The organism is Mesorhizobium sp. B2-4-17 (genome assembly GCF_006441275.1).
Lineage (GTDB): Bacteria > Pseudomonadota > Alphaproteobacteria > Rhizobiales > Rhizobiaceae > Mesorhizobium.
Window position 1 is genome coordinate 1 of the sequence record NZ_VFUX01000034.1, and the last position, 19,147, is coordinate 19,147.

General features: G+C 62.9%; 17 protein-coding genes and 1 other RNA gene. 8 read left to right on the forward strand and 10 right to left on the reverse strand.

All coding sequences use genetic code 11. The annotated features are described in order from the left end of the window. Positions 1–45 precede the first annotated feature (45 nt). From FJ548_RS23985 to FJ548_RS24010, 6 genes are all read right to left on the reverse strand, one after another. Positions 46–336: a type II toxin-antitoxin system ParD family antitoxin gene (locus FJ548_RS23985; RefSeq protein ID WP_140779126.1), complete on the reverse strand. Its 291-nt coding sequence runs from the start codon at positions 334–336 to the stop codon at positions 46–48. Between the two features lie 163 nt (positions 337–499). Next, an RNA gene (gene rnpB, locus FJ548_RS23990) (RNase P RNA component class A) lies at positions 500–898 on the reverse strand. A gap of 65 nt (positions 899–963) precedes the next feature. Continuing rightward, positions 964–1,683, reverse strand: coding sequence for a lytic transglycosylase domain-containing protein (locus FJ548_RS23995; RefSeq protein WP_140779127.1), 720 nt, complete (start codon positions 1,681–1,683; stop codon positions 964–966). Between the two features lie 211 nt (positions 1,684–1,894). Next, complete coding sequence (locus tag FJ548_RS24000; RefSeq protein ID WP_140608063.1) at positions 1,895–2,650, reverse strand: N-acetylmuramoyl-L-alanine amidase; 756 nt, start codon at positions 2,648–2,650, stop codon at positions 1,895–1,897. After that, positions 2,647–3,366 carry a DnaJ family molecular chaperone gene (locus FJ548_RS24005; RefSeq protein WP_140779128.1) on the reverse strand — a complete coding sequence of 240 codons (720 nt, stop codon included), beginning with the start codon at positions 3,364–3,366 and terminating at the stop codon, positions 2,647–2,649. Before FJ548_RS24005 ends, FJ548_RS24000 begins: the two co-directional genes overlap by 4 nt. 158 nt (positions 3,367–3,524) lie before the next feature. Beyond that, positions 3,525–3,731: a hypothetical protein gene (locus FJ548_RS24010; RefSeq protein WP_140608067.1), complete on the reverse strand. Its 207-nt coding sequence runs from the start codon at positions 3,729–3,731 to the stop codon at positions 3,525–3,527. Between the two features lie 184 nt (positions 3,732–3,915). Between FJ548_RS24010 and FJ548_RS24015 the strand changes: the two genes are divergently transcribed. The 5 genes from FJ548_RS24015 (at position 3,916) to FJ548_RS24035 (ending at position 10,433) form a co-directional block, all read left to right on the forward strand. Then, the gene (locus FJ548_RS24015) at positions 3,916–7,668 is read left to right on the forward strand and encodes a hydantoinase B/oxoprolinase family protein (RefSeq protein ID WP_140779129.1); all 3,753 of its coding nucleotides are present in this window, start codon (positions 3,916–3,918) and stop codon (positions 7,666–7,668) included. A 32-nt stretch (positions 7,669–7,700) separates the two neighbouring features. Continuing rightward, the gene (locus tag FJ548_RS24020; RefSeq protein WP_140779130.1) at positions 7,701–8,999 is read left to right on the forward strand and encodes a DUF3419 family protein; all 1,299 of its coding nucleotides are present in this window, start codon (positions 7,701–7,703) and stop codon (positions 8,997–8,999) included. Beyond that, the gene (locus FJ548_RS24025) at positions 8,996–9,661 is read left to right on the forward strand and encodes a class I SAM-dependent methyltransferase (protein ID WP_140608073.1); all 666 of its coding nucleotides are present in this window, start codon (positions 8,996–8,998) and stop codon (positions 9,659–9,661) included. The genes FJ548_RS24020 and FJ548_RS24025 overlap by 4 nt, the downstream gene beginning before the upstream one ends. 158 nt (positions 9,662–9,819) lie before the next feature. Continuing rightward, positions 9,820–10,116 (forward strand): type II toxin-antitoxin system RelE/ParE family toxin, encoded by a 297-nt coding sequence (locus FJ548_RS24030; protein ID WP_140779131.1) that lies wholly within the window; start codon positions 9,820–9,822, stop codon positions 10,114–10,116. An 8-nt stretch (positions 10,117–10,124) separates the two neighbouring features. Further along, on the forward strand, positions 10,125–10,433 hold the full coding sequence (locus FJ548_RS24035) for a HigA family addiction module antitoxin (protein WP_140608077.1): 309 nt from the start codon (positions 10,125–10,127) through the stop codon (positions 10,431–10,433). A 24-nt stretch (positions 10,434–10,457) separates the two neighbouring features. Here the strand turns inward: FJ548_RS24035 and FJ548_RS24040 are convergent, their stop codons facing one another. Then, entirely contained in the window at positions 10,458–11,837 is a 1,380-nt protein-coding gene (locus tag FJ548_RS24040) for a serine hydrolase (protein WP_140608079.1), read from the reverse strand. Positions 11,838–12,122: 285 nt separating this feature from the next. On the opposite strand from FJ548_RS24040, the gene FJ548_RS24045 reads away from it, so the two are divergent. Both FJ548_RS24045 and FJ548_RS24050 read left to right on the forward strand, forming a co-directional pair. Continuing rightward, positions 12,123–12,914: a GH25 family lysozyme gene (locus tag FJ548_RS24045; RefSeq protein WP_140608081.1), complete on the forward strand. Its 792-nt coding sequence runs from the start codon at positions 12,123–12,125 to the stop codon at positions 12,912–12,914. Between the two features lie 241 nt (positions 12,915–13,155). Next, positions 13,156–14,334: a lytic murein transglycosylase gene (locus FJ548_RS24050; RefSeq protein WP_140608083.1), complete on the forward strand. Its 1,179-nt coding sequence runs from the start codon at positions 13,156–13,158 to the stop codon at positions 14,332–14,334. Positions 14,335–14,406: 72 nt separating this feature from the next. Here FJ548_RS24050 and FJ548_RS24055 read toward each other — a convergent pair whose 3' ends face one another. Beyond that, complete coding sequence (locus tag FJ548_RS24055) at positions 14,407–15,627, reverse strand: alanine racemase (protein WP_140608085.1); 1,221 nt, start codon at positions 15,625–15,627, stop codon at positions 14,407–14,409. Positions 15,628–15,841: 214 nt separating this feature from the next. On the opposite strand from FJ548_RS24055, the gene FJ548_RS24060 reads away from it, so the two are divergent. Continuing rightward, entirely contained in the window at positions 15,842–16,759 is a 918-nt protein-coding gene (locus FJ548_RS24060; protein WP_140779132.1) for a DMT family transporter, read from the forward strand. Between the two features lie 381 nt (positions 16,760–17,140). Here the strand turns inward: FJ548_RS24060 and metF are convergent, their stop codons facing one another. Together metF and FJ548_RS24070 are read right to left on the reverse strand one after the other, a co-directional pair. Beyond that, positions 17,141–18,058 (reverse strand): methylenetetrahydrofolate reductase [NAD(P)H], encoded by a 918-nt coding sequence (gene metF / locus FJ548_RS24065; protein WP_140779133.1) that lies wholly within the window; start codon positions 18,056–18,058, stop codon positions 17,141–17,143. Beyond that, the gene (locus FJ548_RS24070; RefSeq protein ID WP_140779134.1) at positions 18,058–19,080 is read right to left on the reverse strand and encodes a metalloregulator ArsR/SmtB family transcription factor; all 1,023 of its coding nucleotides are present in this window, start codon (positions 19,078–19,080) and stop codon (positions 18,058–18,060) included. Before FJ548_RS24070 ends, metF begins: the two co-directional genes overlap by 1 nt. Positions 19,081–19,147: the final 67 nt, after the last annotated feature.

The following is a 19,147-nucleotide window of genomic DNA, read 5'->3' on the forward strand; positions in this document are numbered from 1 at the left end:
ACGCTTCACCGCCGAGCAATGCACAAACTACTTCAGCGCCGCAGGTTACGAGCCAGAGTGATCAGATTCTGCTCTAGACCGCAAGCGTCTCCGTGCCTCGGCCTTGACTTCATCCATCGATGCAAATCGTCCCGGCCCGCTGTCGATCCCTTCCTGCACCAGCTTGCGCAGTTCCTCCACCGTGTAGCCGAAGAGGTCGCGACGATCCTTCCACTGCCTGAGCGCATCGCGGATTACTTCGCTTGCCGACGCATATTCGCCAGCAGCAACGACATCATCGACAGCTGCCGCCAGTTCCGGCGAAAGCGTAATGCTGCGTTTGTCGACCTGACCCATGACTGGCTCCTTATTCCGTTCACAGGCATGGTACGATTTAATCGCACCATTTTCAAGGAAAGCCATCCTGTCCTGTTGGCGGAATGGCGAGGCGGCAAAACCTGAATCGCCAGGCGCGCCGGAGAGCGCAACCTGCTGATCTCAAAGGGTTTCTCGGGGAGAAACTGCCAGCCGGCCTGTAAGCCGGGTTCTGTATGGCCCTCGCCCCTTGCGGGACGAGAACGTGGCGGCCATTCATCTTGGACGCATATTGCCATGCGCCTCACGCAACCTACCCGGACGGTGAGCCGGAAACAGCCCTCGAGGGTTTCCCCCCGCACCGCCCCTATTCGGTCTTGCTCCCGGTGGGGTTTACCGTGCCGCTCCTGTTGCCAGTCGCGCGGTGGGCTCTTACCCCACCCTTTCACCCTTGCCACGATAAATCGTGGCGGTTTGCTTTCTGTGGCACTTTCCCTGGGGTCGCCCCCGCCGGCCATTAACCGGCACCGTGTCTCCATGGAGCCCGGACTTTCCTCACCCGCGGCCTTTCGGCGCTTGCGGGTGCGGCCGCCCAGCCAGCTGGCAGGGCGTATAAAGGGGTTCAGCCGGCAAAACGCAACCGAAAAAGCCGGTTGCGGCCAGTTCTTCTCATGCGGGCGCCCCAACAGCGGCCAACTGCACCTTGACCTTGCTGCAATAAGCCGCCGACACCGGGTTCATCCGGGTCGCGCCGTGGCCCGCATTGTATTTCAGGATCGTGCCGCAAGTGGTGCCGCCACCGAGATCCCGCGCCATGGCGAGATACTTCATGCCGTATTTGATGTTGGTGTCGGGATCGAACAGCCCCTTGGCAGAGCCGTTATAGCCCATCATCCGCGCCGTTGCCGGCTTGATCTGCATCAGGCCGATCTCGCCGGCGCTGCCGACCATGTCCGGCCGGTAGTTGCTCTCGATCTTGATGACGGCTTGAGCCAGTGAAACAGGAACGCCGTAGCTCGCCGCATAGCGGGCAACGACCGCGGAATACTGGCCGCCACTGGCCACCGCCGCGGTCGACGCAGCGACATTCCTCAGTCCGATCGATGCCGTCGTCGTCATGTCGATGGTCTTGCGGCTAGGCTTGGCCTGCCTTTTGGCTGCGGATTTTTTCGCCTTGGACCAGCTTGCCTTTTCCACCTTCGCCGAAGCCTGCTTCGTCGCCGCCTTGGTGCTCTTGCTGCTTTTGGCCGAAATGACCTTGCCCTTGGCACTCACCGCGACGAGCCCCTGATCGGCCCGTGGGCTTACCGGCGCGGCGTTCGCCGCACTGAAGGCAAAAGTCATTACGCCGGCAGCAAGAGCTGCCGTTACAACGGTCAATTTCTGCATGGGATCCTGTTCTGTCTGGACCACGCGAAGATTTTCGCGCGGGATTGCTTGATCAATATCGGAATATCCGGGGGGATACGCGTCCGACAAACTGTACGAATTGCCCTTTGAAGCCTGAATTGGCGGCAATGAAGGCGGGGCAAGTCACTTTGAGTGACAGTTTGTAACCTAACGGCGAAAAGGATTACTTGGACGGCGCCTTGACCTAAGGTCAGTCCCGGATGGAAGCGAGCAGCCTTTCCAGCGTGCGCATGGTCGACCCGTCTGCCGTCCCATCGATCCGGCGCGGCCGAAAATGCCGCTGGAAAGCCTCGATGACGTTCTGTGTCTGATGGTCAAAAGTTCCTGATATCTCAACGCCGTAGCCATAGAGCGCCAGCATCGACTGCAGCGCCTCGACATCAGCCCCGCTGTCGCCGGGCTTCAGCGCCGCTCCGCGTCTTACAGGCGCGGCCGGCACCAGATGGCCGACACCGGCCTCGAACAGCACCGCCCAGGGAAACTTCTCACCCGGATCGATCTTGCGACCCGGCGCCACATCGGAATGCGCCAGCACCCGCTCGGCGGCGATCGCATGGCGGCTGATGATCCCCCGGCATAGGCCGATGACCGCGTCGATCTGACCCCGGGGAAAACCGGGATATCCCAGCGAGTGCCCTGGATTGACGATCTCGATGCCGACCGAGCAGGAGTTGATGTCGGTGCGTCCGAACCAGGAACTCTTGCCGGCGTGCCAGGCGCGGTCGCTTTCCCTGACCATCTGCACGATGTGGCCATTCTCATGGACGAGATAGTGCGAGGAAACCTCGCTCGCCGGGTCGCACAGCCAGGCTTCCGCGCCGGCCCCTGTCGCCATGCCGGTATAGTGCAGCACGATCATGTCGGGCTTCAGCGTGTTGCGCCTTGGCCCGAAATTCGGCGATACCCTGACCTCCGCGCTCGGCTCGTCGGGCAGGAAGCCACTCATGCGTGCCGCAGGCCCCGCTCGATCATCTCATAGGCGGCGTTGATCGCCGCGACCCTGGTCGTGGCGATCTTGATGAATTCCTGCGGCAGGCCGCGCGCGATCAGCCGATCGGGATGGTTGTCGGAAACCAGCTTGCGATACCGCTTCCTGACTTCCTCGAACGGCTTGCCGCGCTCGATACCGAGCACAACATAGGGGTCGGCGGCGCCGAGATTGACGTGGCGGGCCAGGATCGACTCGTAATGCGCCTCGTCGATGCGGAAAATCTCGGCGATGCGGTGCAGGAACTGGCCTTCGCGCTCATGGATCAGCCCGTCGGCCTTGGCGATGTGGAACAGGCCGTCGAGTATGTCTTCCAGCATTGCGCAGTTCGAATGGCCGGAGCCGCAAAGTTGGGCCATACGTTCGGCATAGGTTTCGAAGCCGGCAACGTCTTGCTTGGCCAAGTCATAGAGCCGCGCAACGTTGCGCGTCTCCTTTGGCGGAACTTCGAATATCTCCTGGAAGGCCCGTACCTCATCCTGGGTGACGATGCCGTCGGCCTTGGCCATCTTTGCAGAAAGCGCGATCATCGCCACCGAGAAGGCAATGCGTCGGCGCAGGTCCGCATCCCCGGAGAAAACCGTGCGCACGGCTTCGACGACGTCGGCAACGCCCGACGAGGCTGACGACGATACCCGTGTGATGAAGTCGCCGAGGCGGTCCCAAATCGACATGGCCGTTTCTTAAAGCGAACCGGTCCCCGCTATCAAGCCAATAACGGCCATGACCCTGCTTGTGAACGACGGGCATTTGCCGGTCCATGAGTGCCTGACGGAGAAAAGGCCGACGAGACGCCGGCCCTTCCTCCAAAACACTTTTACTGCCTAACGAACTACTGCGCGGGCGCAGGAGCAGGCGTTGCCGGAGCCGGCTCGGCGGGCTTGGTCGATTTATCGGCCGGAGCCGCAGGCTTCATGGGCTGCTCGGCAGGCGGCGGATTGGTGCTCTGGGTGGTGGTCTTGTCGGTGCCACTGTCGCTGCAGGCCGCAACGCCCAGCAAGGCAAGAGCGGACACAGAAGCAAGAATGAGCTTTTTCATGACATCTCTCCTTCAACACACGCTCACGTTGCGGTGAACGGTCGCAGTGGAAATGCATCACACGGCCATGAGTTTCGTAACGTTGCGTTTCCGCGTGTAACAGCAACGGCATGCGGGCGGCGTTGCTGTGGGCGTCGAGGCAGATTAACAACAGATAGGAACGAAAATGCCGGGGAGAGCCGCCATGGCCGGGAAATGGGATTTCTGGATCGATCGCGGCGGCACCTTCACCGATATCATCGGCCGCGACCCGCAGGGTGGGCTGCATCCGCGCAAGCTCCTTTCGGAGAACCCTGAAGCCTATGCCGATGCCGCCATCCAGGGCATCCGCGATCTGCTCGGGCTCGAAACGGGCGCTGTTATCCCATCGGGCTCGATCGGCGACATCAAGATGGGCACTACCGTGGCCACCAACGCGCTTCTGGAACGCAAGGGCGACCGCGTGCTCTTGCTCATTACAAAGGGGTTTCGCGATGCGCTCAGGATCGCCTACCAGGCGCGGCCCGACATTTTCGCCAAGGAGATCATCCTTCCCGAACAGCTCCATGAGCGCGTCCTCGAGATCGACGAGCGCGTGCTCGCCGATGGCTGCGTCGAACGGCTGCTCGACATCGCCGCCTGCCGTCCGGCGATAGAGCAGGCGAAAGCCGATGGCATCGACGCCGTGGCGATCGTCTTCATGCATGCCTGGAAATACCCCGATCACGAGAAAGCGGTGGCGAAGGTCTGCCGCAAGCTTGGCTTCAGCCAGGTCTCGGTCAGCCACGAAGTCTCGCCGCTGATCAAGCTGGTCGGCCGCGGCGATACCACCGTGGTCGATGCCTATCTGTCTCCCATCCTGTCGCGCTATGTGCAAAAGGTTGCGGGAGAACTCGGCGCCCTCTCCCCGCTCGAGCGGGTGACGTCGGCAAAGCCCGCAGAGGGGGTCATCTCAGAAGGCACCTCTATAGCGTCGCGTCCAGTCGAACCGACCCCAGCCGGCGGCTTTACCGCCACCCTCTCCTCGAGGGAGAGGGAAGGCCCCCGCCTCATGTTCATGATGTCGTCGGGCGGCCTCACCGCCGCCGACATGTTCCAGGGCAAGGACGCCCTGCTGTCGGGTCCCGCCGGCGGCGTCGTCGGCATGGTCGAGACGGCGAAGCTCGCCGGCTTCGACAAGGTCATCGGCTTCGACATGGGCGGCACCTCCACCGACGTCGCCCACTATGATGGCGAGTACGAGCGCGCCTTCGACACCGAGGTGGCCGGCGTGCGCGTTCGCGCTCCGATGATGCGCATCCACACCGTCGCCGCCGGCGGCGGCTCGGTCCTGCACTACGAAGCCGGCCGTTTTCGCGCCGGACCGGACTCCGCGGGCGCCAATCCAGGCCCCGCCGCCTACCGGCGCGGCGGCCCGCTGGCCGTCACCGACGCCAACGTCATGCTCGGCAAGCTGCAGCCCGATTTCTTCCCGTCGATCTTCGGCCCCGGCCAGGACCAGCCGCTCGATCTGGGAACGGTGCGCGCAAAATTCGAGGCACTTGCCGCCGAAATCGCCGACGGCCGTTCGCCGGAAGCGGTTGCCGAGGGTTTCATCACCATCGCCGTCGAAAACATGGCCAATGCCATCAAGAAGATTTCGGTGCAGCGCGGCTACGATGTCACCGAATATCTCCTGAACTGCTTCGGTGGCGCCGGTGGCCAGCACGCTTGCCTGGTCGCCGACGCGCTTGGCATGGAAGCCGTGCTGATCCATCCTTTCTCCGGCCTTCTATCAGCCTATGGCATTGGCCTGGCGTCGGTCTTTGCCTCGCGCCAGCAGGCGCTGCTCAAGCCACTTGCCGAGGACTCCAGGACAGAGGTCAGCGGTCTCATCGCAACGTTGAGAAAAGCCGTTATTGCCGAACTCGCCGCGCAAGGCATCGCCGAGGATGCGGTTGCCACCAGGCCCGTGCTGCACATTCGCTATGACGGCACCGATACGACGCTGCCGGTGAATTTCGAAAGCGGCTCGATTTTCCAGGCCAAGCGCGATTTCGAAATCGCCCACAAGACGCAATTCGGCTTCGTCTATGACGACAAGCCCATGATCGTCGAGACGGTCGGCGTCGAAGGCACCGAAATCGCCGAAAACAGCGCCGAAGCCCATGCACCCGCCGGACCTGCGAAGGATAAGATCGGCGCTTCCCAAACCCGGCGCATCTATACGGAAGGCCGATGGCATGAAGCTGGCGTCCACCGTCGCGAAAATCTGCGCCCGTCGGATCGGGTGGCAGGCCCCGCTTTGATCATCGAACCGAACCAGACCATCGTCGTTGAACCGGGCTGGCAGGCTGAAATCACCAACCTCAATCACGTCGTGATCCGCCGAACGGAAAGAAAAGCGCGCACCGCCGCCCTCGGCACCGAAGCCGATCCGGTCATGCTCGAAGTCTTCAACAATCTCTTCATGTCGATCGCCGAGCAGATGGGCGTGACACTGCAGAACACCGCCTACTCCGTCAACATCAAGGAAAGGCTGGATTTTTCCTGTGCCGTCTTCGACCACACCGGGGCGCTGGTCGCCAACGCGCCGCATATGCCGGTGCACCTCGGCTCGATGGATCGCTCGGTCGAAACCATCATCCGGCTGAACTCCGGCGACATCCGTCCTGGCGATGTCTTTGCCCTGAACGCCCCCTATAATGGCGGCACACATCTTCCCGACATCACCGTGGTGACGCCGGTCTTTGACGACGCCCAAAGGAGTATCCTTTTCTGGGCGGCCTCGCGCGGTCATCACGCCGATATCGGCGGCACCGCTCCCGGCTCGATGACACCGCTTGCCACAAGGGTCGACGAGGAAGGTGTGCTGTTCGACAATTTCCGCATCGTTGACCGCGGAAAATTCCGCGAGAAGGAATTGCAGGCGCTGCTGACCGACCACCGTTACCCGGCCCGCAACCCACACCAGAACATTGCCGACCTGAAGGCGCAGATCGCCGCCAACGAGAAAGGCGTCGCCGAACTGCGCAAGATGGTCGCCCATTTCGGCCTCGATGTCGTCAAGGCCTATATGGGCCACGTCCAGGACAATGCCGCCGAGAGCGTGCGGCGGGTGATCGAGCGGTTGCCCGATACGTCGCAATATGAATACCCGACCGACACCGGCCAGGTCATCAAGGTGAAGATATCGGTCGACCGAGAGAAGCGTGAGGCGACCGTCGACTTCACCGGCACGTCGCCAGTGATGAAGAACAACTTCAATGCGCCCGAACCGGTCGCCCGTGCCGCTGTGCTCTACGCCTTCCGCGTCATGGTCGAGGACATGATCCCGATGAATGCCGGCTGCCTCAGGCCGATCAACATCGTCATTCCCGATGGCTGCATGCTGAAGCCCACCTACCCCGCCGCCGTTGTCGCCGGCAATGTCGAGACCTCGCAACATGTCACCAATGCGCTGTTCGGCGCCATGGGCGCGATGGCCAATGCGCAAGGCACGATGAACAACTTGACCTTCGGCAACAAGAAATACCAGTACTACGAGACCATCTGCTCCGGCTCGCCGGCCGGGCACATGAACTCTGGGCGCGGCTTCGCCGGCACCTCCGGCGTCCACACCCACATGACCAATTCGCGCCTCACCGATCCTGAGGTTCTGGAATTGCGTTTTCCGGTGGTGTTGGAGGATTTCCATATCCGCGAAGATTCCGGCGGCAAAGGCAAATGGAACGCCGGCGACGGCACCAGACGCACGATCCGCTTCCTCGAGACGATGGAATGCGCGATCCTGTCATCACACCGCAACCGTCCGCCGCAGGGCCTGGACGGTGGCGGCGACGGCGAGGTCGGCTCGACCAAGGTCCGTCGCAAGGACGGCGCAATCGACGTGCTCAAAGCCTGCGACCAGACCGTGCTCGACGCGGGCGACGCCGTCATCCTGACGACGCCGACGCCGGGCGGGTTCGGAAAGCTGTAAAGAAGGCGTCAACAGACTGTCACCGGCCTGTCATGACCCTGCGCTACCCGCTTGCGCCAAAGCAAATGGGGAATCACTTTGCCATGACGGACGTTTCCGCAGATCTGGTTTTTCGGCGCGGCAAGGAAGTTGGAAAAGCCGTCTACCAGAACCGCCCGCTTTCGAAAGCCGGCATCTCCGAACGGCTGTTCGCCTTCCTCTTCTCCGGCCTCGTCTATCCGCAGATCTGGGAAGACCCGGATGTCGATATGGAGGCCATGCAGCTTGGCGAAGGCCACCGCGTCGTTACCATCGCCTCGGGCGGCTGCAACATCCTGGCTTACCTCACGCGCTCGCCAGCAAGGGTCGACGCGGTCGACCTCAACGCCGCGCACATCGCGCTGAACCGCATGAAGCTGGAGGCGGTGCGCCGCCTGCCCTCGCAGGGCGACCTGTTCCGCTTCTTCGGCGCGGCCGACACAAGCCATAATTCGGAAGCCTACGACCGTTTCATCGCGCCGCATCTCGATCCGGTCAGCCGCCATTACTGGGAGCGCCGCAACTGGCGCGGTATCAGGCGCATCGCCGTCTTCGACCGCAATTTCTACCAGACCGGCCTGCTCGGCCTGTTCATCGCCATGGGCCACCGCACGGCGAAGTTCTTCGGCGTCAACCCGGCCCGCATGATGGAAGCCAGGAATATCGGCGAACAGCGCCGCTTCTTCAACGAGGAATTGGCTCCGGTCTTCGACAAGAAGCTTCTGAAATGGGCGACCTCGCGCAAGGCCTCGCTTTTCGGCCTCGGCATTCCGCCGGCGCAGTACGATTCCCTGATCACATCAGGCGACGGCACCATGGCCAGCGTGCTGAAGGCCCGGCTGGAAAAGCTCGCCTGCGATTTCCCTCTGGAAAACAACTACTTCGCCTGGCAGGCGTTCGCCCGGCGCTATCCGAATCCCGGTGAAGCCGCCCTGCCCGCGTATCTGGAAAAGCAGAACTACGAGACTATTCGCGGCAATATCGACCGCGTCGCCATCCACCACGCCAATCTGATCGAGTTCCTCGCCGCCAAGGATGCCGGCGCGGTCGACCGCTTCATCCTGCTCGACGCACAGGACTGGATGACCGATGATCAGCTCAATGCGCTGTGGTCGGAGATCACCCGCACGGCTTCCGCCGGCGCCCGCGTCATCTTCCGCACCGCCGCCGAGCCCACCCTGCTTCCGGGCCGCGTCTCCACCTCGCTGCTCGACCAGTGGGACTACCAGAGCGAGGCGTCACGTGAATTCTCGGCCCGCGACCGCTCGGCCATCTATGGCGGCTTCCACCTCTATGTGAAGCGCGCGGCATGAGCGCGACGGAGCTGCCGGCCAGCCACGCCGAACTGATGGACGGCGTCTACCGCTGGCAGCGCCACATCTACGACCTGACCCGCAAATACTATCTGCTCGGACGCGACAGGCTTGTCGACGGGCTCGCTGTGCCGGCAGGCGGCACGGTGCTGGAACTTGGCTGCGGCACCGGCCGCAACATCATCCTCGCCGCCCGCCGCTATCCCGATGCGCATTTCTTTGGTCTCGATATTTCGGCCGAAATGCTGGAGACGGCCAGCGCCGCAATTGCCCGCGAGGGCCTGTCCGCGCGCGTCAAGCTGGCAAAGGGCGACGCCACGGATTTCAACGCCGGCGCGCTGTTCGGCCGGGCCGCCTTCGACCGTGTCTTCGTTTCGTACTCGCTGTCGATGATTCCCGGCTGGGAAAAAACGGTGTCGGCCGCGCTCGCCGCCCTTTCGCCCGGCGGCTCGCTGCACATCGTCGATTTCGGCCAACAGGAGGGCCTTCCAGGCTGGTTCCGTTCGCTGCTGCGCGGCTGGCTGAGAAAATTCCACGTCGCGCCACGTGAATCGCTGCGGGACGTCCTTGAATCGGAATCGCAGCGAACCGGCGCAACCTTCCATTTCAGAACGCTTTATCGCGGCTATGCCTGGCTTGCGATTGTCAAGCTCGGCCACTGACATCAGGTAAATTGCCGAGCGGGATGCCATCACCGTTGGCAGCCGGCCCTGATATCCCACCCCGGCGCTTCCAAGGATGCGACCCGGGCCCCCGTCCGAAACAGATTGCAATCTGACCCAAGGAGTGGTACATTATCTCCGCTTGGGAGAAATGCGGAGTGATCGTCAGATTTCGAGACGAATGGCTGCGGGCGTTCTTCGTGGAAGATATCCCTTCCCGCAACATTCCGCCCGATCTGGAAAGCCGGCTATTCCGTAAACTCCAGATGATCGATGACGCGATGACTGATCAGGATTTGCGTGTGCTGCCTAGCAATCATTTCGAGAAGTTGCGTGGCAATCTCGATGGCTTTCATTCAATCCGCGTCAACAATCAGTGGCGGCTGATCTTCCGGTGGGACGGCGGTCGCGGTGAGGCGGCGGATATCTATCTCGACGACCGTAGCTATAAGTGAGGTGACATATGTTGATGACCACGCGCAAGCCAGCAACGGTTGGTGAAATCCTCACGGAAGAATTCATGCAACCGCTCGGCCTGACACAGGCGGCGTTGGCCGAGGCGATGGGTGTTCAGCGCAAGCATGTCAACGAATTGTGCAATGACCGCCGCAACGTGACCGCAGCGACCGCGCTCATTCTGGCTCGGGTGTTTGGCAACAGCCCGGACTTCTGGCTGAACGTGCAGCGTCGTAGCGATCTTTGGCAAGTCATGAATTCGCCCATCGAGCGAGCGCGCGTTGATCGTGCCAAGCCTTTGGCGACAGCAGCGTAGATGACACGACAAATGGGGCGCGGTTTAATGCAGCGCCTTCACCAGCGCTCCTACCATCGCCCGCGGACGGTAGTTGAGCTTGGCCGGCGTCAAGCCGAGCCGCACCACCACCAGTTGCTCCGATGGGATGATGGCGACTGTCTGCCCGTCATGCCCTTCCATCCAATAGGTGTCCTTGGGGAGGCCGGCGGCGACGCCCGCACCTGGGTTTTCCTCATCGCCGGGCGCCTCGATCCACAGCTGGCCCTTGCCGTAGACTTTCGAGCCAGGCGCCGGCTCGCGCATCCAGTCGACGAACCCGGCCGGCAGAACCTGGTTGCCGTTCCACACCCCGCCTTGCAGCAGGAACTGGCCGAAGCGGGCCCAGTCATGCGCCGTGGCATAGAGGTAGGACGAGCCTACGAAAGTGCCCTGCTCGTCAGTTTCGAGCACCGCGCTGTGCATGCCGAGCGGCTGGAACAGCGCCGTGCGAGGCCATGTCAGTGCCTTGGCCTTGTCGCCGATCGCGTCCTGCCATAGCCGCGACAGCATCACCGCCGTGCCGCTCGAATAGGAGAACGCCTTGCCCACATCGCCCGCCAGCGGCTTTGATTCAGCAAAGCCCGCCATGTCGGGTTCGAGATAAAGCATGCGCGTGACGTCGGCGACGTCGCCATAGTCCTCGTTGAACTCCAGCCCGCTCGACATCGCCATCATGTCGGCGAGGCTGATCGCGGTACGGCCATCCGCCTTCCACGGTCCGAACAGGCTCTTGTTGTCGACCGCCATCTTGCCGTCCTTGACCAGCGTGCCGACGATAGCGGCGTTCACCGTCTTGGTCATCGACCAGCCGAGCAGCGGCGTCTTGGCTGAAAAGCCGTCGCCATAGCGTTCGGCGACGACACGGCCGTTCTTGACCACCACGATCGCGCGCATGCCGGTGCCGGCCATCGCGGCATCGCCGATGATCTTCGAGACTTCTGGGTTCTGCGAGGCATCGACCCGCTCGCCCTCGGGCCACAGCGCGTCCTGATCGGTCGGGGATGGCTCGGTGTGGATTGCCGTGCGACGCGCCTTGCCGACATCCCCATCGGGAACCGAAGCGCAGCCCAGCCCTTCGCGCGAGACGGCGACGCTTTTACCGAGGAAGCCGAGCAGTCCGGCGGAGACCGTGCCCCGGTTCTTGTCGACCGAGACCCGCATCAGCCGCAGCAGCGGGTGTCCGGGCGCCTGAACGTCGACGGCAAGCACCTCCTTGGCATCGCGCCCGGCAATGAAGACATTGGAGCAGACGATCTTGGCCGAATAGCCCGAGCCGACACGGATGAGTTCGGGAGGCGCGATATAGAGCCACGCAAACAGCGCGACGACCGCCAGCACGATCAGGCCAAGCAGCCATCTCACGAACTTGACCACGATCCGCATGTGTTGCCTCCCCGGCTTTCGCCCGGCTCTTATGTCATCGATTTGCCGTCATTGCTTCCGCAAAATCGGGTCTCTTGTCGAGCGCCGTCAACGGATTATCAACCATGATCGGCGATCACAGGGAGCGTGTCGCCCGAACTTCGCAACGGTTCTGGGGCAGGGACATGCAAAAAAGGAGATACCAGGCGATGCTGTGGGGCGATCGCCTGGAGGGGGCTCGACCAGTCGGCGGCCGTCAATGCACAGACCCATCAGCGACCGGCTGATTCCGGCTCGGGAGTTGTGATGCGCCGTCTTGCGGCTCTTTTCGTGCTGACGCTGCTTGGCGCCTGCTCGACCGTCGACGATCTGTCGCCATCCGCGTCGAGCGGTTCGACGGTAGCGGTGCGCGCGCCGCGCTTCGCCGATTCCAAGCCGCATGAATGGGACAGCGGCGCACCGTGGAACTATTCCGTCCACGGCACCGACGTCTCCAAATATCAGACCTCGGTCGACTGGCCCGCGGCCAGGGCGAGCGGCATTTCGTTCGCCTTCATCAAGGCGACCGAAGGCGGCGACCGCTTCGACGACTATTTCAGCGAGCACTGGGCGCGCACAAAGGCCGCCGGTGTTCCACGCGCGGCCTATCATTTTTTCTATTTCTGCACGCCGGCGGCCCAGCAGGCGCGCTGGTTCATCCAGAATGTCCCCGTCGATCGGTCCGCCATGCCGCCGGTCCTAGACATGGAATGGAACCCGAACTCGCCGACCTGCAGGCTGCGCCCGGACGCGGCCACGGTGCGCGCGGAGATGACCACCTTTCTCGAGATCGTCGAGCGGCATTACGGCAAGAAGCCGATCATCTACACGTCGGTCGATTTCTTTGACGACAACGAGTTGTCGACCTTCCGCGGCTATCCCTACTGGCTGCGCTCCGTCGCAGGCCATCCGCGCGAGAAGTATGGCGGCCACCCCTTCACCTTCTGGCAATACACCGGAACCGGCATCGTTCCGGGCATGACCGGCAAATCCGACATCAACGTCTTCAACGGCAGCGAAGCCGCCTGGAACAAGTGGCTGCGGCAGAACGCCCGTTGACACCGGTTCAACGGCGCACCGCCGTCAACAAGGGCTGCGGCAGGCATCGTTGACACCTGTTCCGCGGCAGCGGAGGCGACTCTAAGAAGCGGCTACGGCAGAAGAACCGTTGACACCGGGCCTGCCGCCTGCTTTTCGACACTGCCGGCGGCCAAGAGTACAACCGCCGGTATTCCAAGACGACGCGCATCCGCACGGACGCGCCGGGTCGCCTGGAGCCCTGAGCGTCGAAAGGAAGCTGATGCGACTGCGTTCCCAAGCCCTCGCGGCGCTATTGCTGTGCGCCACGGCCTTGCCGGCAATGGCGCAGGAATGCGGCGGCGACTTCGAAACCTGGAAGCAGGCTGTGGCGGCCGAAGCCAAGGCGGCTGGTGTCGGCGCTGTCGGCCTCGACGCGCTGGAGGATGCCGCCTTCGACCCGAGGGCGCTGGCGCGAGACCGCGCCCAGGGTGTCTTCACCCAGACCTTCATCGAATTCTCCAACCGCATGATCTCGGCCTACCGGCTGAAGCAAGGTGCGGCGAACATGAAGAAATACGCCGGTATCTTTGCTCGCGCCGACCAGCAGTTCGGCGTTCAGGCGCCTGTCATCACTGCCTTCTGGGCACTGGAAACCGATTTCGGCGCCGTGCAGGGCGATTTCCACACGCTGAGCGCGCTGGTGACGCTGTCGCATGATTGCCGCCGCCCGCAGCTGTTCCGGCAGCAACTCGTGCCGCTTCTGGAATTGATCGATCGCGGTGTGCTGCCGGCCGACGTCAAGGGCGCGTGGGCAGGCGAAATCGGTCAGACGCAGATCCTGCCTTCGGACTATCTTGCCCGTGGCGTTGATGGCGACGGTGACGGCAAGATCGACCTGCGCAACAGCGTGCCCGACGTGATCATGACCACGGGCAACAAGGTGCTGTCGCGCGGCTGGAAGCGCGACGAACCCTGGATCCAGGAAGTCCGTGTTCCCGAAGACATGCCCTGGGACCAGACCGGGCGCACCAACAAATTGCCGCTGACGCAGTGGGCGCAGTGGGGCGTCACCAATCCCGACGGCTCGCCGCTGGTCGACAAGGGCCTCAAGGCCGGACTGGCGCTGCCCATGGGCCGCAAGGGTCCCGCCTTCCTCACCTATGACAATTTCGACGTCTATCTCGAATGGAACCAGTCCTTCACCTATGCGCTGACGGCAGCCAACCTCGCCGCACGGCTGGCGGGCGCGCCGCCGATCGATCCGCGCAATCCCGAGCCGGGCCTCAACAACGAGCAGATGAAGGCGTTGCAGACCAAGCTCGAAGCCAGGGGCTACGATGTCGGCACGGTCGACGGCATTCTGGGCACCAACACGCGCGAAGCAATCCGCAAGGAGCAGACGCGGCTGGGCCTGCCCGTTGACGGCTGGCCGACGCCGGAGCTGCTGGGGAAATTATAAGGCAGTAGGCAGTAGAAGTTACTCGAAACCGGTGACCGCCACCCCTATTGCCAACTGCCTATTGCCTATTCCCTAATCCGCCATCGTCTCCAAACTTGCAAACCCTTCCGGCGCATCGCCCTCGTCGAAGGGTGTCGCCACCTCGACGAAGGTGTCGGGATAAAAGCCGTTGAAGCGGGTCCTCAGCGACAGCGAATAGGCGCCGATGTGGCCGATCTCGATCCAGTCGCCGGTGTCGACCGTTTCAGGCAGCCAGAACGGCCTGGACAGGATGTCGACGGAATCGCAGGTCGCGCCGCAGACCTTGAACGGCACGATGTTCTTTTCGGCGCCATTGCGGGTCCGGATCGCCGGATCGGGAATGAAGCGCGCCGGCAGCGTGATCTTGCCGGTCCAGGAATCCGACAGCGACGCCCAAATGCCGTCATTGATGTAGAGCCGCTTGCCCTTGCGCAGGAGCACGCGCACGATCAGCGACAGGCAGCGCGCCACGATCACCCTGCCCGGCTCCGCCACCAGCGGCATCTGGTCGAACTGGTATTCCTTCATGTCGCCGGACAGCCGCGACATGATCTGGCCGAGAGACGGCATCTCGATCTGCTTGCGGTTGGGGTCATGCCCGTATTCAGCCGGAAAGCCGCCGCCGACATCGAGCCCGGCGAGGTCGAAGGTCAGCCGGTTGCGCACCCAGTCGGCCGAGGCCAGCGCCCGCTCATAGGTGTCGGGGTCCTCGATCTGACTGCCGACATGGAAACACAGGCCGACCTTGTAGCCGGTGCGGTTCAGCCGCTCGGCGAGTTCCACGGCATAAGCTGGCCCGGCGCCAAACTTCTTCGACAGCTCGTAGGCCGCATGGCCCTTGGTCTGCACCCGCACGAAAACACTGATCGCGCCGGGGTCGATGTCGAGCGCCCGCACCACCCGTGTCAGCTTGGTGATCTCGTCCTCATGGTCGAGCGAAATGACGCGTATGCCGTATTTCTCCAGCGCCAGCTTGATGTCCGACTGCGCCTTGACCGGATGCATGTAGAGCATCTCGGCATCGGGAGAGACGGCGCGCACGGCGGCGAACTCGCCGGGCGAAGCGACGTCGAAAGCGGTGACGCCGGCATCGACCAGCGTCTTCAGTACGATCTGCTCGCCATTTGTCTTGACCGCATAGGCGGTCTTGCCGGGGAACATGCCCATGAACTGCCTGGCATCGGCCTTGAGCACCTGCGGGCGGAAGCAATAGACAGGATCGTCGGGGCGAAGCGCCAGAGCCGCTTCGCGTGCATTCTCGAATCGCTGCATTGACGAATCCTCGACTTCGGCTGTGCACAATTAATCCAAGCTAGCGGCTAATGAAAACAATTCTGTGTCTCGTGCGCTTGGCGCCGTGGCGCTAGATCCTTTTGGCGGCGATGTTTGCCATTGATCAGGTTTCGGGTGGCGCTTGTCGCCGAACCCGATATGGCTTCTGCCTGGCTGACTGGCTCTCAGGCCGGCTTGGGGAGGACCGATTCACATGGCGATAGCCGCGACTTCAGCGCCGCGCGGGCCGATGGCCCTCAAGGACTGGGGGCAATTGCTGCTGCTCGGCGCGATCTGGGGCGGCTCCTTCTTCTTCGCCCGCATCGCGGTGGCGGAGCTTCACCCACTGGTGCTGGTGCTGTTTCGCGTCGCCATCGCGGCAATCGCGCTGCAGCTCTATCTCGGCCTGCGCGGCCCCTCCTTCCGCCTCGCCCTTCCCCATGCCGGCATGTTCTTCCTGCTGGCCTTCACCAACAACGTCGTGCCCTTCTCGCTGATCTTCGCCGGCCAGACAGAGCTTGGCGCCGGTGTCGCCTCCGTGCTCAACGCAACGACGCCGTTCTGGACGCTGATCCTTGCCAACGCGATGACATCGGACGAAAAGCTCTCCTGGAACAAACTGGCCGGCATTGGTCTCGGCGTCGCGGGCACCGCGGTCATGATCGGTCCCGGCCTGCTTGCTGAGCTTGGCGGCCCGGTCTGGGCCAAATTCGCCCTGATCGGCGCATCACTGTCCTATGCCGTTGCGCTGATGGTCGCCCGCCGTTTCAAGGGCGTGCCCTCGCCGGTCCTTGCTGCCGGGCAGATGACCGCTTCGACCATCATCATGATCCCGATCGTGCTCTTCACCCACGGGCCGGCCGGCCTGTTCTCGGCCTCGCCCCCGGTCTGGGCGGCGGTGCTGGCGCTGGCGCTCTTGTCCACCGCCTTCGCTTATATCCTCTATTTCAATCTCGTCGCCTCGGCCGGCGCCACCAACGCCTCGCTGGTGACGCTGGTCGTTCCGGCCAGCGCCCTGCTGCTCGGATTCCTGTTTCTGGGCGAACGGCTGGAACTGTTCGAAATCGGGGGCGTGGTGCTGATCGCACTCGGCCTGATCACCATCGACGGGCGGGTGTTTGGAAGACGGTAGCGCTGCCACGACACAATGGCGACACGCCGCCGCCATAATTTATTCACAGGTCTCTAGCGGGTTTTTGCCTAGAGGTTTCAACATCTAACGGCAAAAACGAGTCGCAAACTTTGCATTCATGTCGCAATGCAGCACATTTTCCGCTTGCCTGTGGCACAAATGACCCTAGACTCCGGGCATAGCTCTTTAAGAGGAGGCTATGTCATGGGACTTACGAGGCCAATCAACGCATTGATGATTTGTGCTGCGTTTGCTTTCATCGGCGCCCTCATTATGGGCGTCCTTCCCTGAACCCGCCAAGACGGGGAAGACCAGCACCAGATAGTTCAAACAATTCAAAAGGCCGGGTTTTTACCCGGCCTTTTGCTGTTCAGCAGTGCCTTATGCCGCGGCCGAGCCGGCCACCTCCGCCTCGTGCGAGCGGATGCCGATCATATGGCAGATGGCAAAGACAAGGTCGGCGCGGTTCATCGTGTAGAAGTGGAAGTCGCCCACCCCGCGCTCGACCAGATCCAGCACCTGTTCGGCCGCCACTGCCGATGCCACCAGCGCATGCGTCTGCGGGTCGTTCTGCAGGCCGTCGAAGCGCTCGGCCAGCCATGCCGGCACCAGCGCGCCGCAACGCGCAGAGAAATTGGCGACCTGGGTGAAATTGTGCACCGGCAGGATTCCGGGCACGATGGGAATGTAGATGCCGGCGCGGCGCGCGCGCTCGACATAACGCTCGTAGAGATCGTTGTCGAAGAAGAACTGGGTGATCGCCCGCGTCGCGCCATTGTCGGCCTTGCGCTTCAGCATGTCGATGTCGGTGGCGAAATCGGGGCTTTCCGGATGCTTCTCGGGATAGGCCGAAACCGAGATGTCGAAATCGCCGGCATCCCTGAGCGCCCCCACCAGTTCAGCGCCATTGGCGTAGCCGTCCGGATGCGGGCGGTAGGCGGTGCCGACACCCGCGGCCGGATCGCCGCGCAAGGCGACGAAGCGTTTCACGCCCATATCGGCAAACTCCTGGATCACCCCGTCGACCTGATGGCGGGCGGCGTCGACGCAGGTCATGTGCGCCGCTGGCGTCAAGCTGGTCTCCTTCAGGATGCGGTCGATCGTGCGCGCCGTCCGCTCGCGCGTCGAGCCGCCGGCGCCATAGGTCACCGAGACGAATTTCGGCTTCAGCGGCTCCAGCCTTGTCACCGTGTCCCAGAGCCTCGCCTCCATCTCGTCGGTCTTCGGCGGGAAGAATTCGAACGAAACCCGGACCTTGTGGCCAATGTCGGGCCGGCGGGAAAAACGGAACTGGTTCATTACGCGATTTCCCCTATCGAGCTCACTCTGGTCTGCTGGCTGGCGTTGGCGGGGTCGGCGATCAGCAGGCGCCGGTCGCGGCCAAGCCAGAGCTTGACGGTGAGTCTGGCTTCGTTGCCGCCGCGCGGTTCGAACTCCTGGGCATCCTCGAGATCCAGGCCGGCCTCGGCGAACCACTCGCCGATCTGCCGGTCGGAAAAGCCAAGGCGCATATGCGCGTGCTCGTCACGCAGGAATTCCAGCGTGTGCGGCGCGAAGTCGACGATGACCAGCCGGCCGGCCGGGCGCAGAAGCCGCGCCGCCTCATGGATGGCGCGGGCCGGATCGTCGAGATAGTGCAGCACCTGGTGGATGGTGACGAGATCGAAGGCATCGCGCTCGACCGGCGGCGAGAAGATATCGCCCTGCCGCACCTGCGCATTCGAAACACCGGCCTTGTCGAGATTGGCGCGCGCCACGGTCAGCATCTCGCGCGACATGTCGATGCCGACACCGCGCCGGTAGAGCGGCGAGAAGATTTCGAGCAGCCGGCCTGTGCCGGTGCCCAGGTCCAGCATCGACTGGAACGGCCGCTTGCCGACCAGTTTCAGCATCGCGGTCTCGACGGCACGGTCCGGCACATGCAGCGAGCGGATATGGTCCCAACTCGCGGCATTCACCGAAAAATACTCCGCCGCCCGGTCCTGCCGCTTGCGCTTGACCGAGGACAGGCGCTCGAGATCGCGCTCGACCTGCGGATCGGCGCCGCGAATGCTGGAAACCAGGCTCAGCACGAAATCGCGCGCCGAATCGGCATCCGACAGGCGGAAGAAGGCCCACGATCCCTCCTGGTAGCGGCCGATCAACCCGGCTTCCAGCAACAGTTTCAGGTGCCGCGACACACGCGGCTGCGACTGGCCGAGAATTTCGGTAAGATCGGAAACGGTGAGGTCGCCGCGCGACAGCAGCGCCAGTATGCGCAGGCGGCTCGATTCGGCCGCCGCTTTCAACGTATCCACCATCGTATCGAGCGAGACATGCATCAGCGTATTCTCTTTGAAAAAGATATAAACATATGTTTATGTCGATTTTCGAAGCCTTGCAAGAGCT